The 12,946-nt window shown below is 40.5% G+C and carries 13 protein-coding genes; 9 read left to right on the plus strand and 4 right to left on the minus strand.

From position 1 onward, the window contains the following. The first annotated feature begins 272 nt into the window (after window positions 1-272). Complete coding sequence (cysB, locus tag ACRWQM_RS06215; protein WP_226414742.1) at window positions 273-1,247, plus strand: HTH-type transcriptional regulator CysB; 975 nt, start codon at window positions 273-275, stop codon at window positions 1,245-1,247. Between the two features lie 119 nt (window positions 1,248-1,366). Here cysB and purN read toward each other — a convergent pair whose 3' ends face one another. Together purN and purM are read right to left on the minus strand one after the other, a co-directional pair. Beyond that, entirely contained in the window at window positions 1,367-2,011 is a 645-nt protein-coding gene (gene purN, locus ACRWQM_RS06220; protein WP_434931598.1) for a phosphoribosylglycinamide formyltransferase, read from the minus strand. After that, window positions 2,011-3,048 carry a phosphoribosylformylglycinamidine cyclo-ligase gene (gene purM / locus ACRWQM_RS06225; RefSeq protein WP_226414746.1) on the minus strand — a complete coding sequence of 346 codons (1,038 nt, stop codon included), beginning with the start codon at window positions 3,046-3,048 and terminating at the stop codon, window positions 2,011-2,013. The genes purN and purM overlap by 1 nt, the downstream gene beginning before the upstream one ends. Window positions 3,049-3,288: 240 nt before the next feature. On the opposite strand from purM, the gene upp reads away from it, so the two are divergent. After that, a complete protein-coding gene (upp, locus tag ACRWQM_RS06230) occupies window positions 3,289-3,915 on the plus strand; it encodes a uracil phosphoribosyltransferase (RefSeq protein WP_226414748.1) in 627 nt (208 codons plus the stop codon). Window positions 3,916-4,081: 166 nt separating this feature from the next. Here upp and ACRWQM_RS06235 read toward each other — a convergent pair whose 3' ends face one another. Continuing rightward, window positions 4,082-5,407, minus strand: a complete 1,326-nt coding sequence (locus tag ACRWQM_RS06235; RefSeq protein ID WP_434926556.1) for a Na+/H+ antiporter family protein — start codon at window positions 5,405-5,407, stop codon at window positions 4,082-4,084. 357 nt (window positions 5,408-5,764) lie between these two features. Here ACRWQM_RS06235 and ACRWQM_RS06240 point away from each other — a divergent pair, with 357 nt between their 5' ends. After that, on the plus strand, window positions 5,765-6,370 hold the full coding sequence (locus ACRWQM_RS06240; protein WP_226414754.1) for a peroxiredoxin: 606 nt from the start codon (window positions 5,765-5,767) through the stop codon (window positions 6,368-6,370). A gap of 94 nt (window positions 6,371-6,464) precedes the next feature. On the opposite strand, the gene rnt is transcribed toward ACRWQM_RS06240, so the two are convergent. Then, on the minus strand, window positions 6,465-7,145 hold the full coding sequence (gene rnt / locus ACRWQM_RS06245; protein ID WP_434931599.1) for a ribonuclease T: 681 nt from the start codon (window positions 7,143-7,145) through the stop codon (window positions 6,465-6,467). Between the two features lie 190 nt (window positions 7,146-7,335). On the opposite strand from rnt, the gene ACRWQM_RS06250 reads away from it, so the two are divergent. The 6 genes from ACRWQM_RS06250 (at window position 7,336) to tolB (ending at window position 12,938) form a co-directional block, all read left to right on the plus strand. Beyond that, complete coding sequence (locus tag ACRWQM_RS06250; RefSeq protein WP_434931600.1) at window positions 7,336-8,205, plus strand: flagellar protein MotY; 870 nt, start codon at window positions 7,336-7,338, stop codon at window positions 8,203-8,205. 860 nt (window positions 8,206-9,065) lie between these two features. Then, the gene (ybgC, locus tag ACRWQM_RS06255) at window positions 9,066-9,467 is read left to right on the plus strand and encodes a tol-pal system-associated acyl-CoA thioesterase (RefSeq protein WP_226414763.1); all 402 of its coding nucleotides are present in this window, start codon (window positions 9,066-9,068) and stop codon (window positions 9,465-9,467) included. Beyond that, entirely contained in the window at window positions 9,457-10,146 is a 690-nt protein-coding gene (tolQ, locus tag ACRWQM_RS06260) for a protein TolQ (protein WP_226414766.1), read from the plus strand. The genes ybgC and tolQ overlap by 11 nt, the downstream gene beginning before the upstream one ends. Further along, entirely contained in the window at window positions 10,146-10,574 is a 429-nt protein-coding gene (gene tolR, locus ACRWQM_RS06265) for a protein TolR (RefSeq protein WP_434926553.1), read from the plus strand. The genes tolQ and tolR overlap by 1 nt, the downstream gene beginning before the upstream one ends. Further along, window positions 10,575-11,546 carry a cell envelope integrity protein TolA gene (gene tolA / locus ACRWQM_RS06270; RefSeq protein ID WP_434931601.1) on the plus strand — a complete coding sequence of 324 codons (972 nt, stop codon included), beginning with the start codon at window positions 10,575-10,577 and terminating at the stop codon, window positions 11,544-11,546. Between the two features lie 63 nt (window positions 11,547-11,609). After that, on the plus strand, window positions 11,610-12,938 hold the full coding sequence (gene tolB, locus ACRWQM_RS06275; RefSeq protein WP_434931602.1) for a Tol-Pal system beta propeller repeat protein TolB: 1,329 nt from the start codon (window positions 11,610-11,612) through the stop codon (window positions 12,936-12,938). The last annotated feature ends 8 nt before the right edge of the window (window positions 12,939-12,946 follow it).

Here is a 12,946-nt window from a genome sequence, read left to right on the forward strand (position 1 = left end):
CCAGTCATTTTGATGATAAAAGTTGTTGTTAGTTGTTGAATGATCATCAAAAGCACTATTTTTGTAGCTTGTCACACGTGTGAGTTTGCCGACTAACGCCTATTTCAGGGTATTTTGCTGAGTTACAGTAGGCTATTTTCACTTGTCTTATATGCTAATTTACATTACATTTGCTACTATCTATAACATTTAGTTATAGATGGGTTGAGGTTAGTGGCGTCCTATTGCGTCATTACTGCTAATGTTCCAATTAAATAGTAAGGAATGGTGCCATGAAGCTGCAACAATTAAGATACATTGCCGAAGTGGTCAAACACAATTTAAATGTATCAGCTACTGCTGAAAATTTATATACCTCACAACCGGGGATCAGCAAGCAAGTTCGTATGCTTGAGGATGAGCTTGGGATCCAAATATTTGGTCGAAGTGGCAAACATTTAACCCATGTTACCCCCGCTGGTTTGCAGGTTATCGAAATAGCGAATGATATTCTAGGCAAAGTAGAAAGCATTAAAAAAGTATCAGAAGAATACACTAAGCCAAATCAAGGTGAGCTAAATATTGCCACAACTGATACCCAGGCCCGTTATGCTTTACCGCAAATCATTAAAGAATTTATTAAGCGTTACCCTAAAGTTAATTTACATATGCATCAAGGTACGCCTAGCCAAATCAGTGAGCAAGCGGCTCGAGGTGAAGCTGATTTTGCTATTGCAACAGAGGCTATGCATCTTTATACCGACCTAATTATGCTACCTTGTTACCACTGGAATCGTTCAATAGTGGTCACCCGCGATCACCCTCTAGCCAGTATTACTAAACCTAGCATTGAAGATTTAGCCAAATATCCTTTAGTGACCTACGTATTTGGTTTTGATAAAGCCTCTGAAATTGAAAAGTCGTTTAATCGCGCTAATTTACACCCTAGAGTGGTGTTTAGTGCAACCAGTGCTGACGTATTAAAAACCTATGTCCGTCTTGGTCTAGGGGTAGGGGTTATTGCATCTATGGCAATTGATGCCAATATCGATAAAGATTTAATCGCGATAGATGCCAGTCATTTATTTGCTCACAGCACCACTAAAATTGGCTTTAGACGTGGCAGTTTCTTACGTGGTTACATGTACGACTTCATGTTACATTTTGCTCCCCATTTAACCCGTACCGTGGTTGAAAATGCGGTGGCTTTGCGTGATCAACAACTTATTGATGAAATGTTTGCTGATATGACTTTGCCTGTGCGCTAAAGTGTCGATTAGCTAAGTTGATAATAAAAGAGTTTTTGAAAACAGCCCGTTAAAACATAGCTAGAATAAAAAATCACGCCGCAGCGTGATTTTTTTTATGCAAACATAGTGGGCTAGGATTAATCCGGTGCGTAACCATTAGGGCCAATTAGCGCACCGTCCAGGTAAGCTTGATTTTGTTTCATTTCAAGTCTGCCCAAACTAAACCATTTAACCACAAGAGGGTAAATAGCGTGTTCCTGCTCATGCACTCGCTCTGCTAATATCTCAGCATCATCTTCAGCATAAATCGGTACTTTAGCTTGTAAAACAACCGGTCCTGCATCAAGTTCTGGAATAACAAAGTGCACACTAGTGCCATGCGCTTTGTCTTTGGCATCGATAGCGCGTTGATGAGTATTAAGGCCAGTATACTTAGGTAATAATGACGGATGAATATTGATCATCTTACCTAAATAACGACCGACAAAGTCATCGGATAAAATACGCATAAAACCGGCAAGTACAATTAAGTCTGGCTGATATTTTTCAATGCAAGCAGCAAGACGAATATCATACTCTTCACGTGCTTCACCTTTGCGAGCAATGACACAACTGGTATCAATTTCACTATAGTGAGCGCGTATCAAGCCATATGCGTCAGGTTTGTTACTGATAACACCCACTACTTCAGCGTTTAGGTTGTCATCACAACCGTCTAAAATAGCTTGTAAATTACTACCGTTACCTGAAATCAACACCACAACGCGACAGCTAGCAGGCATTATACAATCTCCACTTGCTCTTCATCGGCATTACGATTGGCAATTTCACCAATTAGCCAAGCGTTTTCACCTTCAGCAGTTAACAATGCTAATGCAGCGTCAACTTTATCAGTTGGCAGTGCAATGACCATACCCACACCACAGTTGAAGGTTAAGTACATTTCACGCTTAGCGATATTTCCATTAGTCATTAACCAGTCGAACACAACAGGCCATTGCCAAGAATCACCCTTAACAACCGCTTTGCAATCTGCTGGTAATACGCGTGGGATATTTTCCCAGAATCCACCACCAGTGATATGCGCCATCGCGTGAACTTCAGTTTGCTCAAGCAATTTAAGTAATGATTTTACATAAATCTTAGTTGGTTCAAGTAAATGATCAATTAACGGCTTACCGGCTAAGTCTTGCTTAGGGTCTGCTTTGCTTACTTCTAAGACTTTACGAATTAACGAATAACCATTTGAGTGAGGGCCGCTAGAACCTAAAGCGATAAGTGAATCACCGGCTTTAACTTTTGTGCCGTCAATAATGTCAGCTTTTTCAACAACGCCAACACAGAAACCGGCTAAGTCGTAATCTTCACCTTCGTACATACCTGGCATTTCAGCAGTTTCACCGCCAATTAACGCACAACCAGATTGAACACAGCCTTCAGCAATACCATTAACAACAGAGGTTGCAGTTTCAACGTCTAGTTTGCCAGTCGCATAGTAATCTAAAAAGAATAACGGCTCGGCACCCGATACAATTAAATCATTCACACACATGGCAACAAGATCGATTCCGACAGTGTCATGTTTCTTATGATCAATTGCCAGTCTCAGTTTAGTACCAACACCATCGGTGCCAGACACTAATACAGGGTGTTTATATTTAGTCGGTAATTCACATAATGCGCCAAAACCACCTAAGTTGCCCATAACTTCTGGACGACGGGTGCGTTTAACCGCAGTTTTAATGTTACTAACTAATGCGTTACCTGCATCTATATCAACGCCGGCATCTTTGTAACTTAATGGTGTAGGAGTGCTCACGGAGGATCCTCTCGGGTACATCGTTTAAGGAATTTTATGCGGCCACATTCTACCAGCTTGTGCCGTTACTCGAAAGCCATCATTTAGCTTTATCCGCCAGATAAAACACCAAATTGTGTGATTTTTATTGGCTTAGCTCACGATTTACTGCATTTATAAAACTTTATGTTTTATAGAAGGGATAAATACACTAAAATTCGTTAAATTTGGCTGTAATTAGACAAAGCTGGGAGATCGAAGATGAAAGTTGTTGAAGTAAAACACCCTCTTATTCGCCACAAAGTAGGATTGATGCGTGAAGCAGATATCAGTACTAAGCGTTTTCGCGAATTGGCGACCGAAGTCGGCAGTTTGTTAACCTATGAAGCTACCGCAGACTTTGAAACTGAAAAAGTCACTATTAATGGTTGGAACGGCCCTGTTGAAGTCGATCAAATCAAAGGTAAAAAAGTTACTGTAGTGCCTATTTTACGTGCGGGCTTAGGTATGATGGATGGTGTACTTGAGCATATACCGAGTGCACGTATCTCTGTTGTCGGTATTTATCGTGATGAAAAAACGTTAGAACCGGTACCGTATTTTGAAAAAATAGTCAGTAATGTTGACGAGCGCATCGCGTTAGTCGTTGATCCTATGTTAGCCACTGGCGGCTCTATGATAGCCACTATTGACCTATTAAAGGCTCGCGGCTGTACGTCAATTAAAGCATTAGTGCTTGTTGCTGCACCTGAAGGCATTAAAGCACTTGGTTTAGCTCATCCTGATATTGAACTTTACACAGCAGCAATTGATGATTGTCTAAATGAGCAAGGTTATATTTTGCCTGGTTTAGGTGATGCTGGTGATAAGATATTCGGCACTAAATAATAAATAAGCTGATTTTATAAATCGGTTAGAAAAAAATGGGAACCACAAGGTTCCCATTTTTTATCCGTCATATTGCTTAATCTACCCAGTCAACGCTTAAAGCAGTATGTCTAAAAACTAAATGCTACTCACTACTCACTACTCACTACTCACTACTCACTACTCACTACAACACCATGGCCGCTATCCAGCCAAAAATAATCAACGGAATATTATAATGAATAAAAGTCGGGATCACGCTGTCACGAATATGGTCGTGTTGTCCATCGGCATTCAAACCCGCTGTAGGGCCTAAAGTTGAATCAGAAGCAGGTGAACCAGCATCACCTAATGCGGCAGCTGTGCCCACAAGGGCAATTGTCGCAGCCACAGAAAAACCAAAACTAAGCGCCAGTGGCACATAAATGGTTGCAATAATAGGTATCGTTGAAAAAGAAGACCCAATCCCCATGGTAATAAGTAAACCGACTAAAAGCATGAGTATTGCCGCCAATGCTTTATTGTCACCAATAAAATCCCCTAGTGACGTCACTAAAGAGCTCACTTCGCCGGTTGACTTTACAACCGCTGCAAAACCAGCAGCAGCAATCATAATAAAACCAATGTTGGCCATCATATGCACGCCCTGGTTAAATAAGTCCTGGCCAACACTTTGTTTAATAATCCCCGAAAAGCGGAAAATGACAAATCCGGTTAAGGCACCAAATATCATCGAGTCTGTTTGAAGTTGCACTATTAAGGTAGCGACTATGGCGATTAAAGAAATGACAATGCTTTTAGTGTTAATTGTCTGCTCTGCCTGTTCAGTAACCGTTTGCTGTGCGATAAATAGGTATTCTCGCGGTTTGCGGTAACTAATAAACATCGCAAATAATAGCCCACACACCATGCCTAATGCGGGTAATAACATCGCCTGCGGTACTTGAGCGTGAACTGCGTTTAAGCCATTACTGTTTAAATTTGCCAGTAGAATGTCATTTAAGAAAATACCCCCAAAACCGATAGGTAAAATCATATAGGTAGTCACTAAGCCGAAAGTCAATAAACAGGCGATAAGGCGGCGATCAATTTTCAATGCAGTTAATACATGCAATAGTGGGGGAATTAAAATAGGAATAAAGGCGATATGAATGGGCAAAATATTTTGCGAAGAAATAGCCATTGCCAGAATAGTCACCAACAGCATCCATCGCACAACCTGGGTATTACTACTATTAGGCTCTTTACCCAATTTTTTAATAATACTGTTAGAAATTAATGTAGTTAAACCAGAATGTGACAATGCTGCAGCAAACGCCCCCAGTAGGGCATAACTTAAGGCTATTTGAGCACCGCCACCTAAACCATCGTTAAAAGCGGAAATTGTTTGTTGTATATCAAGCCCACCGACAAGGCCGGCAACTAAAGCGCTTATTGTCAGTGCAATCACCACATTTACTCGAACAAAACTCAATGCAAGCATTAAGCAAACAGATATCACCACAGCATTCATATTTTTTAATTCTATTTATTATAAGTGTTAAGGCGTTTATTTATGCCGTTATTTACTTTGCTTGTCCAGTAAAGCCTTTATTTTATTAGTGTATCACTAGCATGCTGTGCCTATCGCGTTCATCAATGTTAAAGAATGAGGCCAAAATGTAATCTGTTGTAAGCCATTTTTAGTTATTTGTTTTTAAAACCTTAAAAATAGTAAGGCTGTGATGAGGGGTTTTTCAGCAGGTAAAACAAAATTCATTCGAAACCTCTTATCGGGGGCGCAAATAAAAGGTATGGTATAGCACATTGTGGAAGGGTAAACATTGCACCTTCTTTTAGAATTTTAACAAGCCATTAATGGAGATATAAAATGAGCGTATTAGTAGGCCGTCCAGCCCCAGACTTTACCGCAGCAGCAGTATTAGGTTCAGGCGAAATTGTTGACAACTTTAACCTTGCTTCGGCAACTAAAGGTAAGCCAACGGTTATCTTTTTCTATCCTTTAGATTTCACTTTCGTGTGTCCATCAGAGCTAATTGCTTTTGATCACCGTATGGAAGAGTTCACCAAGCGTGGTGTTGAAGTTATTGGTGTGTCTATTGACTCACAGTTCACTCACAACGCATGGCGTAACACTCCAGTAGACAAAGGTGGTATTGGCCAAGTTAAATACACTTTAGTTGCTGACGTTAAGCATGAAATTTGTAAAGCATACGATGTTGAACATCCAGAAGCAGGTGTTGCTTTCCGTGGTTCATTCCTTGTAGACAAAGAGGGTCAAGTACGTCACCAGGTGGTTAACGATTTACCATTAGGCCGTAACGTTGACGAAATGCTACGTATGATCGATGCACTTCAATTCCACGAAGAGCACGGTGAAGTATGTCCAGCAGGTTGGTCTAAAGGTGATAAAGGCATGACAGCTAGCACTGATGGTGTTGCTTCATACTTAAAAGATCACTCAGACAAGCTATAATCTTCGCTTGTTGAATATCAAAAAAGCTGCCTAGGCAGCTTTTTTTGTTTCTGTAACTTAAATAAAGTTAAGCTAAACCGCACATCTGCTAAGTTCAGTCGTCGGTATCACTATTGTCAGTATCATCATCTGACTCATCCATAATCGCTAACGGCCAACCGCCAAGGGTTTTCCAGCGATTAACGATATAACAAAAAAGTTCAGCGGTACGTTCAGTATCATACAGTGCTGAATGAGCTTCTTTATTATCAAAATCAATGCCAGCCATTTTACACGCTTTGGCTAATACCGTGTGGCCAATAGCTAATCCGGCAAGGGACGCTGTGTCAAAACTGGCAAAGGGATGAAACGGTGAGCGCTTTAAACTATTTCGCTCAATACATTGATTAACAAAACCAAGATCAAATGCCGCATTATGTGCCACAACAATACTGCGATGACAGCCAACCGCTTTTTGAGCCTTTTTAACTTCTTTAAATATTTCTAAAAAAGCGGACTTCTCATCAACAGCACCCCTAAGCGGGTTGGTAGGGTCTATCCCATTGAACGCTAATGCAGCGGGTTCAAGGTTTGCACCTTCAAATGGCTCAATGTGGTAATGAAGGGTTTTATCTAAGCTTATAAAGCCGTCATCATCCATTTTTAGCATGGTAACTGCGATTTCAAGCAATGCATCTGTATTAGCATTAAATCCTGCTGTTTCAACATCAATCACCACAGGAAAATAACCGCGAAATCGATATTTAAATTTATTGCTGTTGCAGATGTCACTCATGTAATTCTATTACCCCATTAAACCTGAATATTATTGTCACCATTAAAGACCGGCCTGCGCCTATTGTGACAGATAGGCCGTGCATTATACCCAAACTGTCTTAATATGCTCGTTTCAGTGATAATTTAAACTTAAGAAAAAGATTTAGCCGCCGATATATTAACAGGTAATAAAATCGACAGGTGACACCATGTGGCAAAAAATCATATTAGTATCCAGTTTGTGTATCAGTGCTACTGCAAGTGCTGATTTACGTCACTATGTTGCCTCCCTTGAAAACTCTGCCTGGCGTGTAGGTGAAAATACCCCTATTGAATGTCGACTAGAGCATGATATTCCAGATTACGGCAAAGCTATTTTTTCCAGTAAATCTGGAAAAGATCTTAACTTACTCTTTACGCTTGATATGTGGGCAAAGCCAGACGCGGTTACCAATGCTAAATTAATCAGCCGAGCACCGACATGGCGCCCAGGTGATGCATCAAAAGAAATCATCGCATTAAAGTATCAAAAACAATTTAACGGTGAAGTCCCTAAAAAAGCTGCCTGGACTATGCTAAATGAATTAAGCCAGGGCCGTCAGCCTACGTTTTATTATGCCGATTGGTATGATGCATCAAGTAAAGTTGCAGTCGGAATTTCAGCTGTGAACTTTGCCAGCAAGTACCGTGAGTTTCGCTCATGTTTAGCTAATTTATTACCCTACAGTTTTGATGACATTGCATTTACGGTTTTAAACTACCAAGAGGGTGGAACCGAGTTAACTCGTTTTTCAAATTATCAGCTTAAAAAAGTACAAGAATACTTATCATATGACCCGAATATCGAGTTAGTGGTGGTTGATGCCTATACCGACAGCTACGGCGGGCGTTCAATTAACCAAAAAGTGTCAGAAAAACGTGCTGATTCAGTTAAAAGTTTATTAATAGCCAGTGGTATCTCACAAGACCGTATCACCACAGAAGGGCATGGTGAAAAACGTCACGTGGCTGGTAATGACTTAGCGTCAGAGCGACAAACAAACCGCAGAGTCGTGATTAGAATAACTAAACCTATATAGCGCTGTTAATTATTACTTTGAAAATACACAGACCTGAATTCGTTTCAAAGTAACCTTAGCCATTAATCTATAGCATTAGCCTGAATCATGTTCAGGCTTTTTTGTATGTGTTTGAAGGTAAATTTTAGACAAAAAAAACCCACTCAAACCGAGTGGGCTAAATAATTTGCAATCAACAAATTTAAGGAAGGAAGTCAAGCATAAGAACTGGAGATAAGTTAATGTTTCACAAACACTAACTTTAAGTTCATTGTTTTCTCATCAAATCGATGTGTCCTGAAAACAAGTTTATAATAGATTTATTACTCTAAATGCACAAGATAGATTTTTTTCGCTTTCACATTAGATTTTTTAATGGATGATTGTGCTGGTTTTGAATTAAAAATGGCCATCAAATAGCACGAGGGTAGGTTTTGTTGAGATAATTAGCATTTGAGTGAATAAATATTCGGATAAGTTGAATTGTTTTTTAAAAGTAAATGTTAATAGCTTTGGTAGAGTGATCATTTGCCTGAAAAAATAAGCTTTTATTGATTCACTTTATTTTAAATACGATCGGTTTTAATACTTTTGACTGGCAAAGCATAGCGATATCCTGCTTTTTGAAATTAATATTTAACTAAGCTGCAATTTGTATCATTAAATGCGATGACTTTATCTAATTAAGATTCATTTTTTGGGTTGTTTGAAGGCCAGAAAACATTAAAAAATCTTCATCTAAGTTGGTTAAACCCCAGATAATGCAATTTAACACTGTTATGCTCGAAATAAAGTCTGTTTTTAGCGGGTGAGATGATTCACAACTGCCTTGCTACTCGGTATAGTATGCAAAATTTTGTAAGTAAAGAACGAGTCTTAAAATGACGTTTAATTGGCCTGTAACAGTGTACTATGAAGACACCGATGCTGGTGGCGTTGTTTATCATTCAAATTACTTAAACTTCTTTGAAAGAGCACGCACCGAATGGCTTAAATCAATGGGCGTTAGTCAAACTAAATTATTGGCTGATGACATTGCTTTTGTTGTTAAACGTGCAGAATTAGATTTTCGCCGCGCGGCAAAGTTTGAACAGGATTTTATAGTTGAATCCTCTATATCGTCATTAAAAAAAGCGTCGTTGGTGTTCCAACAGCGTTTAATTGATGAGCTAGGTGAATGCTATTGTGAGGCAACAGTGATAGTCGCTTGTGTGTCCTTATCAAAAATGCGTCCCATAGCCATCCCAGAATTTATCGTTCAGGAGTTTAAGAGTGCACGCTGATATGTCTTTTATTGGTTTGTTTTTACAAGCCAGTGTGTTGGTAAAGCTAGTTATGTTTACTTTGTTAGGTTTATCTATTGCATCTTGGGCGGTGATCATTCAACGCCGATCAATGCTGAATTCAGCACGGGTAAAATCCGCGCGTTTTGAAGATACCTTTTGGTCCGGTGTCGACTTAAACCGCTTATACAAAGAACTAACCGCCAGAGGCGAAAGCATTGCTGGCCTAGAAGCAATGTTTGTTGCAGGCTTTAAAGAATACTCAAGAGTGATCAAAGTTAACAGTAAGTCACCAGATGCTGTAATGGAAGGCACATCTAGAGCCATGCGCGTGAGTTTGTCACGTGAAATGGAAAAACTGGAAAACAATTTACCTATGCTAGCCACCATCGGTTCAACCAGTCCTTATATTGGATTGTTTGGTACCGTATGGGGAATCATGAACTCGTTTATCGCGTTAGGTACAGTAGAAAACGCCACATTGGCCATGGTTGCACCAGGTATTGCTGAAGCACTCATTGCAACCGCTATGGGTTTATTTGCCGCTATTCCAGCAGTTGTTGCCTACAACCGTTTTGCTACACAAGCTGAAAAGCTAGAGATGGCCTACGCAAACTTTATGGAAGAGTTTTCTAACATTTTACAGCGCCAAGCCTATAGTGAAAAGGAAGCGGTGTAATGTACCAACGTAAGCGTAAACGTCCTATTGCTGAAATTAACGTTGTACCGTATATCGACGTTATGTTGGTGCTATTGATCATTTTTATGGTCACGGCGCCAATCGTTTCTCAGGGTGTTAAAGTTGAATTGCCACAGGGCAAAGCTGAATCATTACCACCAGACAGTAAACCGCCAATCGTAGCCTCTATTGATGCAGCGGGCGAATACTTTTTAAACGTTGGTACTGGTTCTAATAGTGACCCTTTAGACCTGGATGAAATTGCAATTCAGGTTGGCGCTATGATCCAGCTTGAACCCTTACGACCTGTGGTTGTAAAGGCAGACAGAAGTATTGCCTATGAAAATGTTATTCAACTCATGGTGAGCTTGCAACAAGCGGGTGTGCCTGCGGTAGGGTTAATGACTGATTCACCGAAGGAGAAATAGGTGGCTAATCAATCTAATATTAAAATACCGGTAGCGATTTCTGCCGGTATCCACATTGGTGCGATTGTTATTTTAGTGATAGGCGTAAGTTTCGATGATAAGCCTAAAACAATGCCATCTGCACCTAGTGCACCTGCTATTCAAGCTGTGATGGTTGATCAACAAAAAATCACTCAGCATGTAGAAAAGTTAAAGCAACAAAAGCAAGACACTGAAAACAGAGAAAAAGCACGTCAAGCAGAGCTAGAGCGTAAAGCTAACGAAGCCCGCCAACAACGTGAGCAAGAACAGCAAAAAATTAAGAATTTAGAAATCGAACGCAAACAGAAAGAAGTTGAAACACAAAAAGCCAACGATGCCGCTAAAGCTGCTCAAATAAAAGTGCAGCAAGAAAAAGAGCGTGCGAATAAGGCTGAAGCCGTTCGTAAGCAAAAAGAGCAAGAACAGAAAGCGTCGGAACAAGCCGCACAAAAAGCGGCCGAAAAACGTAAGCAAGAAGAAGCCGCAGCGAAACAAGCCGCAGATGAACGTAAGCGTAAAGCTGAAGAAGATGAACGCAAACGTAAATTAGAGGAAGATCGCCAACGCAAAGCGAAAGCCGATGCCGATGCAAAAGCACGTCAAGAGCAAGAAATGACAGACGCACTCGCGGCAGAACAAGCAACATTATCGCAAACGCGAAATAAGCAAGTTATGTCAGAAGTGGATCGATTTAAAGCGATGATCATTGCCACAATTCAACGTAACCTTGTGGTTGACGAATCGATGCGCGGAAAAAGTTGTCGCGTGTTTATCCGATTAGCACAAGATGGTTTTGTGACGTCAAGTCAGACATTAGATGGCGATCAGGTTGTGTGTCGTGCAGCAAAAGCAGCAATTAATAAAGCAGGTCGTTTACCCGTATCTACAGAAGCGGGTGTGTACGATAAATTAAAAGAAATTAACTTAACGGTTTCACCGGAATTTAATTAGTATATTAATGTATTACCGATACAAAATAATGCATTAAAAATGCGAAGGGTATGAAGGAGTCTCATGAATAATTTGGTTAAATGGTTCGCATTGGCATGTGTTGTAATGATAACGCCAGCACGTGCAGCCTTGGATATTGTGATCACCGAAGGTGTTGATCAATCGCGTCCAATCGCTATCGTGCCTTTTGTATGGCAAGGTGAAGGTGCAGCGCCTGCATCTATTTCAGATGTCGTGATGTCTGACTTATCTAGAAGTGGTACTTTTTCACCACTAGATAAACGTGCACTACCACAGTCTAATATTAATACAGTGGCTCAGTTCAACGCTGCTAACTGGGGCAATGTGTCCGCAGATGCACTTGTTGTTGGTTCGGTTAAGCCCTACGGCACAGGTCAATTTTTAGTAACTTTTGAACTTATCGACCTGGTAAAAGCGCAGCTTCAAGCTGGCAAAGGCCCTGTTAACAATAGCGAACTGGTTTTAGAAAGCCGCGAAACTGTGATTAACGCCAACCAATTTAGACAATACGCCCATCGCATCAGCGATGTGGTATATGAAAAATTAACTGGAATAAGAGGCGCGTTCTTAACTCGAATCGCCTATGTTGTTGTTAAGCAAGGCCAAAAAGCGCCGTATCATTTAATGATCGCCGACTATGATGGTTACAACGAGCAAATGTTATTACGCTCGCCAGAACCATTAATGTCACCAAGCTGGTCACCAGATGGTCGTCGCTTAGCGTATGTGAGTTTTGAAAATCGCAAAGCTGAAATATTTGTTCAAGACATATACACTCAAACTCGTACGCTAGTAAGTAGTTTTGACGGTATAAATGGCGCGCCTTCTTTTTCACCAGACGGTAAAAAGTTAGCTGTGACCTTATCAAAAGATGGTCAGCCAGAAATTTACACAGTGGATATAGCCACAAAAACAACCAAACGTGTAACAGATCACTACGCCATTGACACAGAGCCTTCATGGTTCCCCGATGGTAAGTCGCTTCTTTTCACGTCTGAGCGTGGCGGTAGACCGCAGCTTTACAAAGTGAATTTGGATACAAATAAAGTCAGTCGAATGACTTTTGAAGGCGAATGGAATTTAGGTGGTTCAATTACACCTGATGGTCGCAGCATGATTTTTGTGAATCGTACTAATGGACGTTTCAATATTGCCAGAATGGACTTAGCAACTCGCTTTATGCAGGTGTTATCATCTACTCGATTAGATGAATCACCAAGTGTTGCACCTAATGGCACTATGGTGATTTATGGTACGACTCACGAAGGTAAACAAGTACTGGCAGCGGTTTCTACCGATGGCCGATTTAAGGCAAGATTGCCTGCTGGACAAGGTGAGGTGAAATCACCAGCCTGGTCCCCATTTCTTTAATATTAAGT

It is taken from the genome of Shewanella sp. HL-SH5 (assembly GCF_051163755.1).
In the GTDB taxonomy this organism is placed as follows: domain Bacteria; phylum Pseudomonadota; class Gammaproteobacteria; order Enterobacterales; family Shewanellaceae; genus Shewanella; species Shewanella glacialimarina.